General features: G+C 68.2%; 1 protein-coding gene. It reads left to right on the top strand.

Annotated elements, in window-relative coordinates; translation table 11 throughout:
• The first annotated feature begins 27 nt into the window (after window positions 1–27).
• Window positions 28–18,426, top strand: a complete 18,399-nt coding sequence (locus ON38_RS06295) for an MFS transporter (protein ID WP_039823099.1) — start codon at window positions 28–30, stop codon at window positions 18,424–18,426.
• Window positions 18,427–18,562: the final 136 nt, after the last annotated feature.

Raw genomic sequence — 18,562 nt, 5'->3', positions numbered from 1 at the left:
AGCGAGGCCCCGAAGCCGTCACCACCGATGGCCCCCGCCCGTGGCGACGGGCTCGCCGCCGATCTGGTCGAAACCACCACCCTCGGTATGCCGAATCCGGTGATACCGCAGCAGCTCGCGGCTCCCGCGCTGCAAGTGACACCGTCGCCGCAGGCAGATATCTCGGGTACGGACGTGGATATCACGCTCGCGGAGGTTCCCGGCGCCGAGGTCGGGCAGCCGCAGGAAACGGTCCGAGCGTCCACGGGTGATCCGGCGGGAGTGCGCGCTGTTCAGCAGGGTGATCCGGCTTATGCACAGGCTGTTCGGCCGGGCGATCCGGCCGGGGTACCGGTTGCCGGGCAAAGCGATCCGGTGGCCGCCGAATCGCTGCTGCGAATCCACTGGCCCGTGGCGCTCGCGCAATCGGCCACGCACGTGGGCTGGGATACGACCTCCGTCGCGCCACCGGAAGTGGTGCGGCAGTTGGTCCATGCGATGACCTTCGCCGGATTCCGGGCCGCAGCGAACGAGGGTTGGCTGCTGCCCGGGGCTCAGGACCTGGGGGACCGGCTGCGCGAGAAAACCGGCGATGCGCTGCTCGACGGGATGGGGCAGTTGAACACCGCCGAACGAAACACGGTAGCGGAGGTACTCCGGGCACCGTCCGGCAAGCAGCAACCGACCGAGCACCAGATCGACGTGCTGGAACAGCTCATCCGCGCCGTCCACGCACTGTATCGCGCCGACGTGTCTCCCGAAATCGGGGCGCAGGTCTCGAATGTGGTGCGCCCGTCCTCGGCGAGCGCAGGTGAGCGGGCTGTCATCCCCCTCTCCGAAGCTGCCGATCCGGGCGGCACCATTACGCCCGAACTCCTGGTGGCCGCGGATTCGGCGGTTCGCGCGGCCGGTGCGGCGGTGGCTGCGGCCGGGCCGGTACAGGGTAGGGACGAGGAGATCGCGGCTTCGGCGGGGATTACCGGTGCCCGCACGGCTTCGATCGCGGTGCCGAAACCGGATCCGAACTCCACCCGGGATCTCCGGGCCTTGCGGCTGGGAGTTGTGGCCGCCTACAAGAAGCTCGAGGGCGCCACCGACGCCGATCCCGTGGTCGCGGCGCTTGCCGCCTCTCCCCTCGAGTTGTTCGGACGGTTCGTCGATCAGCTGTATCCGAGTCAGCGCACAGTCCTTGCTCTCCGATTCCGGCAGGGATTGACGGAGGACCAGGTCGCCTATGTCCACAACGGCCGGGCCACCACGGAGCCGCACTGGACCGCCACCACCGTCGGTGCCCTCGCCGCCGGTGGGCTACGCCGTCTGGCCCGCACGATCGCCGCGGAGCAGGGTATGCCGGGCACCGGTCGCGCCCTCACGAGCACCGAAGTCGCGGTCCTCGAAGCCACCGCGCGGGGCCTTTCCCGCGCGGTGATCGCCCGGCGCCTGAATCTGCCGCAGCGCACCTTGGCCGCGGTCACCCGGCAGACCGCCCAGAAACTGGGTGTCACCAATCGGGCGGCCTCGGTCGCCGAAGCGGTCCGGAGCGGGGAACTCGACCCCACTGGTTTCCCGGCGCCGGAAGGACGAGCGGTGGTGCGTCTTTCCGAGCGCGAATCCGCGGTGCTGGTACTCACTGCCAAAGGCCTGACGCCTGCGGCTGTCGCGGCGGCACTGTCCGTTTCACCGACCGATGTGCACACCCATCTCGGCGATATCGGCCGGGCACTCGGTACCCATATCCCCGCCGCCATGGTGGCGGCGGGGATCCGATCGGGAGTGCTCGAGGTCAACGGGACCCGATGGTCGCAATGGGACCGGACCGACGGTGGGACAGCAGCGGACGCACCGCATTCGAGCCCACCCGCGGTCGTCACCGCGGACGATGCTCTCGGGACGCCGGCTCCCGTCGACCGCGCCGTGCTCGATGCGCTCGCTGTCGCGTCCAACGACCGGGCCGGCGCGGGCGGCGAGTCGGTCGCGCAGGCGTTGAACCAACGGTACGGGCGGGACAACGTCGGGCGAATCGTAGCGATGCTGGGATGGGATCCGGCCCGGGGTACCCCGCCCACCCAGCTCGTGCGGCTGGCACACGCGATCCACTTCCGTGCGGTGGCGTTCGCCGGCGACGATCGTCGGCCGGTGCCGGCCGGACGGCCTGTCGCCGACCGGCTGTTCGAGGTAGCCCAGAACACGGTGCTCGAATGTCTCGGTGTCGTGTCTGTCCAGGACCGTCGAACGATCGGCGCCGCGATCAACGGATTGCACCGCGGCGACGATCCGACCGAGGAGCAACTCGCCGCGATCCAGCGACTCACGGCTGCGGTGCAACGGCGAGCCCGCCCCGGCGGATCCGAAGACCGACCCGATACCACCGCTGGAAAGAGGATGGTTTCGCCGGCGTCGAAGCCGTTCGTGGGAACGGACAGCGCCTACGCCGAGCCGGGGGTCACCGCGCCGGTGGGCGGCTTCGACCCCGCATTGGTCACCGCGATCGACTCCGCCGCACCCATCGGCTCGCACACCGTCATCGGCCGGGGTGGATCAGGCGACAGGAACAACGGCGTCGCGGCATCGCCGCGTACAGCGGACGGACGAACAAGTCCGGTCGTCCCGGGCAGCCGGGGGCTCTCCGAGGCAGTGGCGCATATCGTGTGCCTGGTCGGCAGTCTCACGCCCGTAGCCGGCGTGGCACCGGAACGAGTCCTCGCCGCCCTGCTGGGCCTCTCCCCGGAACAGGCCGCGGGGATACTGCTCCGGGTGAACTCCGCGCTCGCGGATGCGACCGAAGTGCCCGGGGAATCGCCGGGGCAACCGGGCCTGCTCGCGAGAAAGCTCCAGCTGTCGCCGACCCAGGTGGAGATTCTGCGGTTGCTCGCCGAGGGCCTGCCCGGCGGCACCGGCCGCACGACCGTCGTGCCGCCCGATACTCTGCGCGCTTTCCGAGGCCATGTCGCGAATCTGCCGGGCGCTGCCCTGGCGCGGCCGGAAGTCGAAGTCCTGCGCCTGTTCATGCAGGGCCACTCCGTCGAGTCCGCCGCCAGAGCATTGGATCTCGCGCCCGACATCGTCAGGGGGTACTTCACCAGTGCGGAGCACGGACTTCGAAGCCGGGGAGTGATTCCGACCGTCCTGGCCGCATTGCGCGCCGGGGTACTCGACAGCGACAACACACCGTACGAGGCAGTCGAACTCTCCGGGATCCAGGTACGGGCGCTCCGGGCCGTGGCGGCGGGCATGGCCGATGACGTGATCGGGGCCGGACTGGGCTTGGGGACGCGGCGCAGGCGCCGCCTCATGGCCGAGTTGTACGACAGGTTCGGCGTCGACAGCAAACTGGGATTGGCGCTGGCAGCCCATCGACACGGACTCCTCGAGGAGGTCGAACAAGGCCCTGGACCGGAGCGGGCACCGGGCGCGGCCGAGATATCACCGTCGGACACCGCCGAGGGCTATGTAGTGAGCAAACGAGGCGTCGGAACCATGGTGGCCGCGCGCGAGCAGTGGCCCACAGCGGCGAGCCAGAGCAGCAGCCTGTTCGGGCCCGGTGACCGGGTACCCGCCGTTTCCGGCGCCGAACGCCGCCCGGCGACGAACCCGTGGCAGAGCAAGGTCCTGAGGGGAGCAGCCGACGCGGGCCTCGCCTCGGAGAGCGCGCCGACACCGTGGTCGGCCGGGCAACGCGACGCAGGCAGCCCTCAGCGCGCCGAGTTCTCCACGGCGACGGACCCGGGGACCCCCACGTCGGCCGCGTCGACGCCACGGCGCAGCGCAACGACCCGCCCCGGCGACGAGCCGGGCGTCTCCGGTACTGCCCTCGAGATCCCGGAGCACGTCCGGCTGTGCCTGGTTCAGACCGTTCGCGCGGCGTGGGCGATCGGCTACGACGATGCGGATATCCCCGTCGATGACGCGGAGACCTGGAAGGACTTGACGGACAGTCTGCACGCTACCCCGACGAGGGTCACAGTGCCGGAGGGTTCCGATCCCCGCGCCGCTGTCGCCGGGATCCTCGACATGCTCGAAGACCCGGGCAACGCTGTCGAGGCGGTGGCCTTCGTCATCGACAGCGGTACGGAGGCCCACAGTTTTCTCGCAACGTCGGAAGGCAGGGGCCGAACCCTCATCTTCGACACCACGATTCGTGCCCCGCGCGGTGATTCGGACGATGAACAACCTGTCCGGCGGATGCCCCGGGTGCGCGACCGCGCGACCTGGGAGCGGGACTTCCCTGGCACCTTCCCGCACCTCGAGGACCTCTTCAGCCTGGATTTCGTCCGGGACGGCGGCCGGCTCCGGCCCGCACCCGATACCGATCGTGCCGGACCCACCGATGAACAACGTCGGCATCTGATCCACGGCGAGCCCGGCAGCACACCGGATCCGGCCGAGGAGCCGGTGACGACGCGAAAACTGTTCGTCGTCAACAAACCGTTCATCAATTTGTTGCTCGGCACGCCCACCCTGCCGGGTGGAGAGGTCGGGAACAAGCTGGGCAGTGTCGCCGCGTCCTACGCGGTGCCGTACGCGCTGATGAACGCCGGACAGTCGCCGGCGGTCGCCGCTCTGGCGGGTGCCGGTGCATGGCTTCCGCGCCTTCTCGACCCGCACGCCGGTCGTGTCGCCGATCGATCCGACCGGCGCAAAGTGATGCTCTGGGCGCAAGGGATCGGCGCGGGCGCGGCCGCTGCCATGACCGGGCTCATCCTTTTCGACGCGCCGCACCTCGGCGTGGGGGTCACCGCCGCGACACTGGTCGAAGCCACGGCGGCCGCCTATTATTTCCGCGCTTTCCAGGCGGTCACCGGGGACTTCCTCACCGCGGCCCAGCGGCCCGCGGCCAACGACCTGCGCAACCTCACCGGTTCCACGGCGGAGGCGACCGGTCAAGCACTGGGGCCCGGCTTGGTCGGGATGATTCCCGCCGGGCCGTTCGCTCTCAATCTCTTGTCGTACCTGACGAATTTCGAAAACGTCCGGAGATTGTCCTTCCCGCGCCAGTCCTTCGGTGAGCCGCGGAGTCTGTTCCGCGATATCGGTGAAGGCGCGCGGGCACTGTGGCAGGAGAAGTTCCTCCGGGAATACACAGCCATCGGGACGCTCAACAATGCGGCCTGGGCCATGATGGGTTTCCGTACCGCGACGGTGCTGGAGGCTTCCGATCTGCCGGGCTGGGCCACCGGTGCCGTGGTCGCCGCCCCCGCCGTGGGCGGCATGATGAGCGGCGTCCTGTCCAAGCTGACCCGCAATGTGGAGGCCACCACCTTCTACCCGGTCGCGCTCGCCAATATGGCCGGGTTCTTCGCCCTCCAGGCGGCGACGACCAACCCCGCCGTGATAGCGTCCGCGACCTTCGCGGACTCGCTGCTGATGTGGGCCCTGAACAGCCGGATCGCCAGCTACGAAATGGGCGCCTTCCCCTCGGAGATCCGCGGCCGTGCGGGCGGGGTGAAGGGTCTGTTCCTGGGAGCGGGCCCCGCCGCCGGCATGTTCGCGGCCAGCGCGCTCGTCGGCGGTGCGGCGGCCAACGTACACAGCGGTGACGCCCTGGCCGCCTTGGCCGCGACCATCAGCGCGGTGACCGCCGCCGGCTACGCCGTGGTCCTGTTCGTCCGAAAAGGCCAGGTGTTCTATCGGATCGTTACCCGCGGCCGTGGCCTGTTCGGCCGCCTCGTGAGGCCGGCCGAGACCGAGCCGGCTCACGCGCCCGCACAGGGCCCGGATACCGATCTCGTCGAGAATTGTGCCAAGTTCATCGGCCGGGTGCACCGCGCCATCGGTGCCCCGGCCCGGCCGCCGGCGCCCGACCATGCCGCCGCCGGGGCCGTCGAACTCCTCCGTGAGCTCGAGTTCGACGCCGACCGTCTCGTCACCGCGGCCGGCGAGATCATCCGCGACCTCGAATACGAGACCGACCCGCGCTGGAACGACGAGGACAACTGGCGGATCACCGAGGAAGTCCTCGGCACCCAGTTGCGTCCGATGAAGACCAGGGGCGCCGACCCGGTCGCCACCGCTGTCGAGATCATCCGCGACGGCAAGAACCGCATCGACCGGGCCGCCGTCACCGTCGACGGTCATATCCACTACATCGTGGCCGTCGAAGGACTCGACGGCCGAGACGAGATCCTCGTCTTCGACAGCCTCGTCGAGGACATCATTGTCGACGACACCGAGATCGCGCTGCGAGTCCGCAATGCCGACGGTGACGAGAACGGTGACAACAGATGGCAACCCTCCTACACGTCGTACCGGAAGGCTTTCGCCGCCTACTTCACCACCGAGGGCGGCGTCGCCGTCCCTGTTCGCCGTGACCTCGCCGGATTCCTTCCCCGCCGGCACCCCGTCGAACTCCGCGGCCGCCCCGCCGACGCCGAACTCACTCCCGAACAGATCCGGCAACTGATCGGACAGCACATCGGATCCGGAAATCCGGAGGAAGCCGTACGCCTGATCCGGAAGCAGTACGGTGCGAGGATCCAGGCGTGGGTATCGGCCAATATCGGTGACCCGCACGCGGCGCGGGCGATCACCGACGAGGCGTGTGTGCGTGCTGTCCGCCGCTTCGACCAGGCACGAACCGCGAGCGTCGAGGAGTGGGTCGTCCGTACCGCCCGCAACCTCATCGCGGAGCACCGCGGATTCATCCTGTTCCGGCGGCAGATCGTGGACATCTTCGTTGCCGGTGCGGACATCGATCCGGAGGGGGCGGCCGCCCGGGCACTGGCGGCGGCGGACCGTGGCCGGATACAGGATCACATCCGCTCCGCCCTCATCGACACACAACGCCGGAAAATAGCGGGCCTGTGGTCGCCGGAGGGCACCGAACCACTGCCGGCCGACCGCGTCGAGACCGAAGACCCGGTGCTCTGGGGCGCTGTTCGGAGGCTGGCCCGCGCAATCGCCGCCGAACACACGGTGGCCGGTGTGCCGGATGCGCGCGCAGAGATGCCCACCGAACCCACAGACGTCGAGACCACTCTGCGGGGAGAAGCCCTTGCTATTCCCGTCCTGGGACTCGAGATACTGCAACTCGCAGCCGAAGCAATGCTCCCGGACGAGATCGCCGACGTACTGGGCCTGCCCCGGGCGACTGTGGACGAACATCTGGCCCGCGCGGCCGATGAACTCGATGTCGAGGGTCTCGCCGCCACGGTGGATGCCGCCAAGCGGGCGCATCTCATCGCGGACGACCTCGGTGAGCCGCCACGTTCGGCGCCGAAGGTGCGCGCGGCACCGGCCCACCGGCGGACCCAGCTTCTGGAGTTGATCGCGGCGGGACGGACGAATCGGGAGATCGCGCAGCTCCTCGGCCTGACACCGGGCACCGTCGATGTGTACCTACATCGCCTCGAGAACGAGTTCGGTACCCGCACTCGCGCGGAACTCACGGCAGCGGCGGTCCGCGCTCGAATCATCCGAGACCAGGACGGTTCCGCGCAGGACCAGGCGAGGGTGATCGCCGAACTGGATCAGGTCGACCGAGACCTGATCGCGATGACCGCGAATGGCCTGTCGAACAGGAGGATCGCCGAAGTTCTCGGAATCCACGAGGTCAGTGTGGGCCGCTACTACCGGAGGATCCGCGAAACGCTGGGTATCGAGAGCAACACCACGCTGATCGCGATGGCCGCCCGATACGTCACGACCGGTTTCGCTACGGATGGCTCCACGCTGTCCGAGCGGGAGAGTCGGCTGCTCGGTCTCGTCGCAAGCGGCGTCCCCAATGCCGGAATCGCGAAAGCCCTGGGAATCGGCAACGTACCTGCGGTAAGGGCGCGTATCGCCGCCAAATCGGGTGTCCGAACACTGCACGAGATGGTCGAGATGGGACGTCGCGTCGTCGCGCCGAGCCGGTCCGGCTATGAGGCGATGCCGCTGTCGTCCACGTCGATCGAACCTGTCTACGACATCGAGCTCGCGTGGCCTGAGGTGGATGCCCGCGGCAGGTTCCGAGTGACCGGTGAGCAGTCTTTCAGAACTCGCAAAGGCATCGTCGGCGATCCGTTCGTTCTCCTCACGGACGGAAGGTGGGTCACCGCCGACGCCTGGCACGAAGAACTGCTCGGCGCGCTGCTCGAGCAGGGGGTGTCCCTCGACGAGATCGCCGGTTTCGGGACGTGGCGGATCAGTGGCCGGTTGGAGAGTCTGGATACCTTTTTCCCGGGGTTCGCGCAGTGGAACGGGGATCCGATGAATCCGGCCCAGATTCTCGACGCGCTGGAGCGCAGCCGCGCGGACCTCAGTGTGTGTGAGTTCGATGTGCAGTTCGGCGCCGAGCATCAGGGGCTGATGTGGCGGGACGCGGCAGCGGAAATGCCGGTCGGGCGGATTCTCGACCACTCGGGTGACGCCTACCAGCTGCTTTCCGGCTATTCGTCCGCCGCGGACGCGGCGGGCAACCGCTTCGCGTTCTGGACCGATCTCCTCGTCTGGGAATCATCCGCCGCGGGCGAGTCCATCACCATCCGGGTCAACGCGGCCCGAAGTGAACCCGCCGAGGCCACGTTCGTCCTGCGTACCGAGGGCGACTCGATCACCGCCGCAATCACCGCTCTCCGGCTGGGACAGGATCGAGGGCGGGCCGCGGCGGCGTGGGCGGTGGTACACGACAGGCTGACCGCTTGGCTGAACGAGTCGGGAGTGACCTGGGCACCGGGTAGTGAAACCGGGCCGACCGGGGATATAGCCGCCACTGCCGACCTCCCGGTGCCGGATACTGCGTCCGCACAGCGCTCCGAGTTGGTCGTTCGTGCCCAGCCGGAAGGTCTCTCCAGTCCGCACGCCACGGCGGAAGCCGTCTCCTGGCTGGCCGAGCAGCTGAGTGGTTGGCCCCCCGAACAGGTGGGCCGCGCCTACGCAGAACTCACCGCGCTGGTCGCCGATGCCGTCGAAAATCGGCGGGGCAGAATCCAGCTCGTCGCGGAGACGACGGGGGAGAGCGTACGCGTCACCCTTCTCGATACTCATGCGGCGGCGGTCCCGCGCAGCGCGAGCGGCGGCATTCCGACCCGCACCGGACTTTCCATCCTTCCCAGGATCGCCGCGCCTCTCCCCGGGACCACCTCACTCACCGACGATCGAACATCGATGCGCTCCGGCCTGGAGCTGTTCAAGCGTCATCCGCACGGCTGGTCCCAAGCTGTGTGGTTCGAACTCCCGAAGTCGCCAGCGCTCGGAGTACCCTCCGCTCCGATCTCCACACGAGAACCACGACTCGGCGAATGCCTCGACCGCACAGCGGAATTGATCACGTTGCGGGCGCGTCGCGAGGGTGACAATCGTCCGAACGATTGGCGGAAATTGCGGACCGACCTCGGCGCCCGGCTCATCGATGCCTCGGGCCCGGCCGACCCGTTGCGGGAGATCATCGACAGGGTCAAGGACCCGGCCAACGATATTCACACCACTGTCGTGCTCGTCGATGACGGCGAAACCATGCACGCCTTCACGGTGACCGCCGTCGGTGACACGGCGATCTTCTTCGATACCAATATCGACCACCGGACCAATCCGAACCTCACCGCCGCGGACCGCGAACTGGCCGAGCGGGACCGGCGTATTCCCCGCGTGCAGACCGAAAGCGAATTCCGGAATCGCTTCCCGAAGATCACGGGGATCTTCAAGGCCGAGTACACCGAGGACCCGGCGACCGGGGCACTCGAGGATTTCCACCGGGACCGGCCCGAACCCGCCGATGCCGCGACCCCACGCGACGGCGAGATCACCGGACCACCCCGGGTGGGCGAGAATTCGGGAGATGAAGCCGGCGATTTCGAATTGACCGATGCTCAGGCCGAGGCGCTGTGGGCGCTGACCGAGACCGAGGATCCGCACGGCACCGACGGCGGGTACCGGCTGTGGCTGCTGCCGGACCCCCGAGGTGAGGACACGCAGGCGAAAGTGGCCGTGCGGCGGACGATCGTCACCGACGATACCGACCCGCTCGCGGTCGTCGGCGATCTACTGCATGTCATACCCACCGTGGACGAGGGCGCGGGCTCCGAGGTGTCGCAGCCTCGAATCCTCTATCAGGGCGAGTATTTCGTTGTGCACGAGCAGATCGCCGGGACTCCGCTGACGATGGCCGACCTCGTGAGCACCGATATGTCGTTCCGCGGCGATATCGCCGGGCAGTTGTTCGCGCAGCAGACTGCCGGAGAACGACCCGAGATGTCGGTCGCCGAGTGGGAGACCAGGCTACATATCGCTCTGCGAAGCGTGGAGGCGAAGATCGCGGGCCTGCAACCCGGATCGATGTTGGGACCGGGGTCCGGGCTACTCGGTCTCCCGGCGCTGTCGAGAATGTTCGCTCCGAATCGAGACGCCGAGGCAGCCCAGCGACCGGTACACCTGCGCGGCACCGTTACTCTTGCCGACCTGGTCCGGACGCCGGACGGCACATTCGCGGGCCAGGGGCCGGCGCGACCCGACCTCGGACCTCCCGCCTGGGCATATGCCGCTTTCCTTGTCCGCAACCCGTGGCCGCCCGAGGTTCGGCCGCAAGTGCGATCATGGTGCTGGCAACAGGTGATGCGACAGTACGGTCGGCTCGCGGCAGCGGACTTCGAGCGCTATGTCGCGGTCGAGGCGAGGATCGCCGTTGTCGGCCGGGCACTACAGGTCCCACGGAATCTCGCCGCGCGCAGTGTGCGTAACAGCGACCTCCTGTCGGGATTTGCCCGGGATGTCGCGCTTGTGCACCGTGCAGCGGATCTGGCCCCGCCATCGGAGTCCGAATGCCAGTCCGCGCTCGACCTGCTCGCGGAACGGATCGCCCGCGGCTGGCCCGGCGCACGGGGGCGGTATCTCGTACCCGAGGTCGATGAACCGTTGCCGCCGCGACTCGGAGTACCGATCGGCCAACTGAATGGGGGCACCGACCTCGCGACGCTGTTGCGTCACCGGCAGAACGGGGCACATCGGTTGGAGGTGCATCGAATCGAGGGGAGGCTGTCGATCGAGGGTGGCCTACGCATGCACGCTGTGGTGATGACCGGCCAGGCCGAATTCGGCGACCTGACGATCTCGTTCGAATTGGACGGTAACGGCGATCTGGTCGCGTCCGTGGAACCGGGTCCGGCGTCGGAATTCGTTGCGGAGTACCGGTCTGTCCGCGGTGGCGCGGACCGCGGTTCGTTCCTCGATCTGGTGCGGCGTTTCGTGCGTGGGGCCGAGGCGGATGTTCTACGGATCAGAGTTGCCGACGATCCCGACAGTGCGGTCCTGCACGGCGAGGACCTGCTGCGGCAGGCAGGTTTCGAATCGGCCGACGACGCCGGACAGTGGTTGAGCGAACGCTGCGCGTGGGTACCGGTCGCTGCCGAACCCGTCGCTGCGCGATTGGAGCGACGTCTCACCCCCAGTCAGGTACTCCAGCTGATGGAGCAGGTACGGGTCACCTCCCCGCATGAGTCCGAAAACCAGTGCGGGGTTTGGCATCTTCCGCTCCCCGGCGCCCTGGGCAGCGATTCCGAGCCGATGGTGACGGTCCGGGTCTACCTGGAGGAGGCCCAGCAGCTGGGCTTCGATCTGGACACCACCGTCCTGTCGGCGTCCGAGACGTCCGACCTGTTCCATCAGGCGGGGGTCGGCGGTCCGCGTTCGCTCTACGACTCCGAAACATTCTCGTTCGGGCCGAATTTCCGGACTCGCGTGACAATCCACGAATACGTCTCGGGTCGCGAGGTCAAGGCCGACGAGGGCTGGGAGCGCACCACCGAGGACACCTTCGCGGAACTGTACCGGCTGCACAGCATGACCTCGCCCATGTGGCAACGTCAATGGGACGCGAGGCAGCAAGCTCGGATGATCGAACTGGAACAGGGCGACATCGACCACCGCTTGGATCAGCTGACCGGCGGTGTGCCGCTGTTCGTGACATGGAAGACGACCCTTCTCGGCGAACCGGAGGGCCGGATGGGATACACGCACGGGAACCCGATCCGGCGGAAGATGCGGCGCGGCGCGGACGGCAGAATCGGCTTCACGGATGCGAAACTCGCCCAATACGGTCCTATCGCCTGGGATTGGGCCCGCTACTACCTGGTGAACGACTGGGCCGACGATGCCGAACGTGAGGCTGTCGCTGCCGAGATCCGGACGATCCTCCTGCACCGATACGGCGCCGATATCGGCCCCCACCTGGTGGCGGATTTCCACCGCTATCTGTTGTTGGAGGCGCGCAAGTCGATCATCGGTGACGCCTATCGACTGCCGCGTAAGGTCGCGACGGGGTTGCTGACGGTCGACGAGGCGCTGCCGGCCTTCCATCGGAATATCAACCTGGTCCGTCTCGCGGCGGGTCAGGATTCGATGTCCGAGGACGCTGTTCGTGTGCTCCTGCTGGAATGGTCGTTGCGCACACTGATGCCTGACCAACCAACTGCCGAACGAGCCGAGCAACCGGTCGCTCCCGCGGCGGCGCCGCGGCGGTGGATTCAGCATTTCTTCGCCCAGGCCGACACGTATTCGGGACCGGAATACTCCGACAGGGACCCGACAGCATTGCGGTTCGTGCAACGTTGGGACGGACCGCTGCGACTGGAACCGAGCAGGGTGCGCACTGCCGGGGACATGCTCGTAGTGACCGCCGTGGTCACGCGGGGCACACGCATGAGCGAAGAACGGTACTTCCAATTCACGAAGGATGATTCCGGCCGGATCGTCGCGGACTACATAGGTGGGCCCTCGGCCTCGAAGGTCGACGGCCTCGCGCTCGATTTCGTGCGGGACGCGGGTGCGGAGATTTTGCGGGGGTATTTCTCCGACTTCCCAGGGGCGGCCCGCGCCGGCTTCGACTGGAACAGAGCCCACATCGGCGAGATGGCCGCTGTTCGCGAGGCTCTGCTGAATGCATTGGACCAACTGGAACGTCGTGAGCCGGTCCTGCCCGCTTCGGTAACGGAGATACAGCGTCGGCTGCGGTCGGGTACGGTTCCGACACCGCATGAATTACTCGAGGCCGGTCTGATCGATCTGGGAGTGGATCTCGACCGGATCTCCGAAGCCTGGCTTCTGTGTATCGACGTGGCGTCGGCTCGAGACGGCACATGGCGAGAACCGGACGTCACACCGGATGGCGTGGCACCCGCGGATCCGGCGCCCACACCGGAGACACTGTTCGCCACCATCGAGCGCGAGGGCGCCGGCACGATGGAGTGGGAAGTCGCCGCCAGACAGTTCCTGCGGGCCCGGTTGCGCGCACCGGACTGGCAGGGCCACAGCAAACGTGTGTGGCTCTTCCACGACGAGAACGGCAATCGGATCGTCGTGCACCAGCTGTTGCGGGCGGCCACCGACGACAAGGATCTGACGCGCAATCCGACCTCGGCGCAGCGGGATATCCGCTGGTATCACCGACTGGCCTTCGATGTTCCCGACGCTGTGGAACTCGCCGCCGACGCGACCGATGTTCCGGCCCGGGTGTACCGGTGGCGCGATTTCTATGTGGAGGAATTCGCCGAGGGACGTACTCCGGCGACCACCGACGACGACTGGAATACGACTCTGGACGGCATGTTCGAGGTCAAGCGCCGGCTTTCGGAGGTGGCGCTTCCCGACCATTTGCGTGTGCGGCCGGTCACCGAACATCTGTATCTCTACCTGGACCACCAGCGTCGCAACTACCGTGGCCGCGCGCCCTGGCTGGATCGACTGTTCCGACTGGCGCCGCACCAGGCGTGGTCGCCGGAGACCGATGATCAGGCCTGGCCGCCGAGCCTCAGCCACAACGATATGACCCTGGACAATGTCCGGGTAGCCGAAGACGGCACGATCATGCTGATCGACTGGGATAATGCCACCATCACGCATCCGCTCTGGGATTACGTGACGATGCTGTGGTCGAACTGGCCGCCCGATCGGGTCGACGCGGTCGAAGCCAGAATCCGGGAGGAGGTTCGGAACCGGTACGGACCGCGTGGCGAGGCGGAGCTGGAAAGGCTGCTGCTGATGGCGTGCCTCGATTCGCTCTACGCCGATTCGGTGACCTTCGTCGAGCAGATCGTGAAGGAGCCGGGCCGGGCCGAAACCCTGATCGCGCGGTTCTACTCCGACTATCGGCGGTTGTGCCGGCTGCGCGGCTGGCAGCCGGAAGAACCGGAGGTGGCCCGCACCCTGATACTGGCGGCGGTGAACGGGCTCAACGCCGAACGCGGCCTGCCGCCGCTGCCCGATTCGCCCGTAGTGCGGCCGAGCCGGCCGGCTGCCGGTTCGACCGGGCCGCGGGTCGCCATGCCACCGGCCGTACATCCCGGCGATCCGCTACTCGCCGCCGCGAACAGCGTGGTCGGTCAGCACTACGGACCGCACGGCTACGCCGTCGTACCGACCGATGTGCGGTCGGCCGACGAACCGGGCGGCCGCCGCTTCACCATCTCGGCGACGATCGTCGTCGATGGCGCGCGTGGCCCGGAGGAATTGGGCGATATGCGGTTCCACCTCCGGATGGACGACAGCGGCGATCTCGAGATGATGTTCGATCATCTCGAGATCGACACCGGTTTCGCCGGCGCCCGCTTCCTGCAGTACTTCGTGCCACGTATTCGCGAATCCGTCGGGGCCGGTGGCCGGATCATCCTGCCGGTCCACGGTCCGGCAGGTTTCCGGATGGCCGCGCGGCACGGTCTGCGGATGGACACGGATCCCGAGCATCTGGCCGAATCGCGGGAGAGCACCACGCACCTGTTGAGCGCCGACCTCCGCGGTACGGTTGCCGATCCGATGCTCGACCGGTTCGACCGGCCCGTCGAGGCACGTCCGACATTCGCCGAGCTGGCGAGGTATTTCGGTGTCCTGCCGCACGACTGGCCGGAGAACCGCCGCTGGTGGGGTGTGCTGGAGGGTGCGCCGGCCGGGGCCGGACCGGCCACTTCCGATACCGGGCCGCGGCCGATGACCCGGATGTCGCGGCTGTATTTCACCGTGGACGACCCGACCCTGACCGAACAAGAGATCGACCTGCTGATCACTCTGGTGCGTGACCGCGCCGACTTCGCCGGAAACCACCACGGCGTGTGGGTGATCCCGCTACCGGACGGCCGCCGGGTCGTCGTCCGGGTATCCCTCGACACCCCGAATCCCAACTTCGACCCTCGGATCGGCCTGGTCTTCGGCGAGGAGGCCGCGGTGTCGCTGTGCCGCAGAGCGAATGTCCGGGTTCCGCAGCTGCTGCACAGCGGTGCCCAGGAGGCCTACCCCGAGCGGTACATGATCCACGAGTTCCTCGATGGCCGGCACCCGACGCCGCAGGATCCGCTCCTGCAGACGGCCGAGGCGGTGTTCGGTGCGCTCGATCGGCTCCATGCGTTACACGAGACCGACTGGCGCGACATCACGCTCGAGCAGGATCCGCCCAGGAGCCGGGCCGAATGGGAGCGGCGGATGGCACGGGAGGTGGCGCGAATCCGGCTGGAGTTCGACGAACACGATCGGCTGCACGGTGAACTCGGGCTGCCCGGTCTCTACGAGGTGTTCGCGGTCCGGCCCGCCGCCGACGGCGATGTTCCGCTGGGTGCGCTGCACGGCGATCCGACCCTCGGCAACATCATCTTCCTGGGACCGGAGGGAGCGGAACAGCCGGCGCTGCTGGACCTCGAACTGTCCCAGCCGGGCCCGGCGGTGTGGGATTACGTGGCCTTTGCCGGGCGGAACAGCTGGCAATCGGATGCCGATCGCCGTGCGATCACGGACTGGTGCCGGGAGCGGCTGCGGCGCTTCTACGGCGACGCCGCGGCCGCCGATTTCGATCGTTATCGCGTGCTCGAGGCGTGGAAGTCCGTCGCGGGGGACAGTTTCCGGCTGCCGCTGCTGGTTGCCCGCGATCGGGATTTCCTCGACGAGGCGGCGCGAATCCTGCACCGCAATCTCGCCATAGTGTTCGAAGCGGCGCAGCAGCCGACGCCGACGTCGGCGCAGGTGCGGAACCTGCTGTCGCGGTGGGCGCAACAACCCCTGCCGGGCAACCGCGCCCAGGACCCGCCTCCGGGGGGACGGGAACCGGCGCCGGCCGCGCTGCCGCGGCTGGACCTTCGGGAGTATCTGCGGGCGGGTATCGGGAACCCCGGCGCAGAGGCGACACAGGTCCTGCGGAGCGCCGTCATGGGGCTGAGCCGTGCCGTTGGACCGGCTCGCCTCGAACCGGTCTCGGCCGAGTACGAACCGGTCGGCGACGCGGACCCGCAGGTCCGGAGTCGGATCCGGCTCCGGACCGTGGTGATGGACGGTTCCCGCGAATACGGTGAGGCGACGGTCTTTTTCGAGCTGGACCGGGCGGGCCGGGTCACCGCGAGGCTCGGCGAGGCAGACCCCGACTTCGAGCGCCTCGCCGACGATTACGGTGGTCCGCGTCTGCTCGGGCCCGCCGAGGATCTGGCGCGCCGGATGGGTGCCGACACGCTCGAGACCGTGGTCCGGGGCGCGGCCGCGGCCCGGGCGGCGCGCCACGGGTTCGACTGGAGCCGGCCGGGCGAGCCGGGCGCCCCCGGCACGGCCGGCGTGGAGACCGAGCGGGGATCCGGCGCGATCGGCCTGTTCGGCCGGCGCCTGGCCACCAAGGATCTGACCGACCCTTCGGCGGTGGTCGCGCCGATCGAATATCGCAGGCCGGCCCGGCGAGCACAGGGGAGCGCCCTGCTCGGGGATCTGCTGCGTGACCTCACCAAGCCGCTCGGCGGCCGCCGTATCCAGCTGAGCGAGGCCACCCGGATCCTGATCCGCGCCGAGATGCGGTCCCCCGACACCGTCGGCTATCACGCGCTTGTCTGGTGCGAGGTCGACAACAACGGAAACCCGGTGAAGGTCCGCCGCGTCGTGGCCACTCCGGGCCGCAAAGATCTGGCGGCCAATCCCGTCCACACGAAACTGCTGAGCGACGACCGGCGTTTCCGGCGTATCGAGCTGGACGAGGAGCGCGCGGAGGAGCTGGCCCGGCGGGCGGGCGCTCTGGTACCGACGACGCTTGCGCGCGCGGGCGAGCGATCGTTCCGGAGTATGGGCGCGGGTCGTGTCCCCACCACTACCGATCCGGACTGGCAGCAGACCTTACGTGGGCTGTTCCGGCAGCTGCGACGACTGCAGACCGTCGACCTGCCCGCCGACCTGGTGGCCCGGCCGCTGACCGAATACGAACAGTTGTTCCTGAGCATGCAGCGGGTCAAGTACGACGAACGGCAAACGGTTCTGGACCGGCTGTGGCCGATGCCGCACGAGATCTGGATCCCGGGCGAGAGTTCCTGGAAGGCGGGCCTGAGCCACGGGAACGCGACGTTCCGCAACCTGTGGGTCCGGGCGGACGGCGAGGTGATGCTGGACAACTGGAACCTCGCCGGCGTCCGGCACCAGCTGTGGGACTACGTCGAGATCTTCTGGAATCCGTGGCCGTGGGCGGCCATGGAGCGAGTGGAAACAATGGTGGAAACCGAGATCCGGGACCAGTACGGGGAGTCCGGAGTGCGGGAGTTCCGCCGGCTGCGGGCGATGGCTGTGCTCGACTCGCTGTACGGCGACTCCCATCACTTCGTGGAGAAGATCCGTCGTGATCCCCGGTCGGCCGACACCTTGGTTCGCCGGCTCTACTCCGACTACCGCTGGCTGTGGCAGTACGCCGAGGACAACGGGCTGTGGGCGGCACGTGGGGAGCGGCCCCTGAGCTACCGGCAGGTGTACGAGCTCATGATGTATGCCGCCGACCCGAGTCTGCCCCGGCCCGAGTTGCTCGCCGACGGTCCCGGCACGGCGCCGCGGGCGCGTACCGCTCCGCGTCCGGACCTGTCCGCTGTGCCCAGTATCCCGGACCTGCTCGCCGATCCGCCGCCCGAGCACGAATTGCGGGCGGCGCTGTCGGGACTGCAACAGCAGTACGGCCTCGATCTGGACTTCGAGTTGACTCGGGTGCAATATCTGCGGACCGGGCCCGGGGGCCCGGTGTCCGGCATCCGGATCCGGGGCGCCTTCGTGCTGCATCGCACGACCCCGATCGAAGCGGGCGATCTCGACCTGAGTATCGAGTTCGACGAGAACGGAAGTCTCTCTGCGCGTTTCGACGAGTTGTGGGTCGAGCCCTGGCACGGCGCCACCGGTTGCGGCCGGGATTTCGTTCCGCCCCTGCGCGATTACCTCCGCCGATCGGACGTCGAGGATTTCACTGTCACCGTCCGGGGACGGCGTGGCGCCGCGGCGGCCATCGCGCACGACCTCGACTGGGACTATTCGGATCGGGCCCGCCTCGGCAGGGCCATGCGCGCGTTGGGCGACCATATCCGTTCGAGACTCGCGCTGACCCAGGACGAGGGGTCTCTCTCCCCGGCCCTGCGGGCGCTGCTCTCCGATCTCGACCACGAATCGACCCCGCGCTATCCGACTCCCGCCGAGATCGCCCACCACCTACCGGCGAATGTGGATCCGGCCGAATTCTTCACCGGATTCCACTGGACGGGTCGTACTACCCCGTGAGCTGTCTGCGCCGCTTCCTACGGCGGCGCGCCGCCACGTCACGGCCACCGAATATGTCCGCTGTCGACGATGGTCGGCACGGTGGCGTTGTCGAGGTAGGCGAGGGACGAGCTGTGCGCCCCGAGAGAAACCGCCG

The sequence above is a fragment of the Nocardia testacea NBRC 100365 genome (assembly GCF_000308775.1).
Classification (GTDB): domain Bacteria; phylum Actinomycetota; class Actinomycetes; order Mycobacteriales; family Mycobacteriaceae; genus Nocardia; species Nocardia testacea.
The sequence above is the reverse complement of the archived record's forward strand: the minus strand, read 5'-3'. Positions and strand labels throughout refer to the sequence as shown.

What these genes read in the sequence shown, in the direction of transcription:
- ON38_RS06295 (WP_039823099.1), top strand. Translation starts at nt 28, where the DNA reads ATGGCCCCCGCCCGTGGCGACGGGCTCGCCGCCGATCTGGTCGAAACC.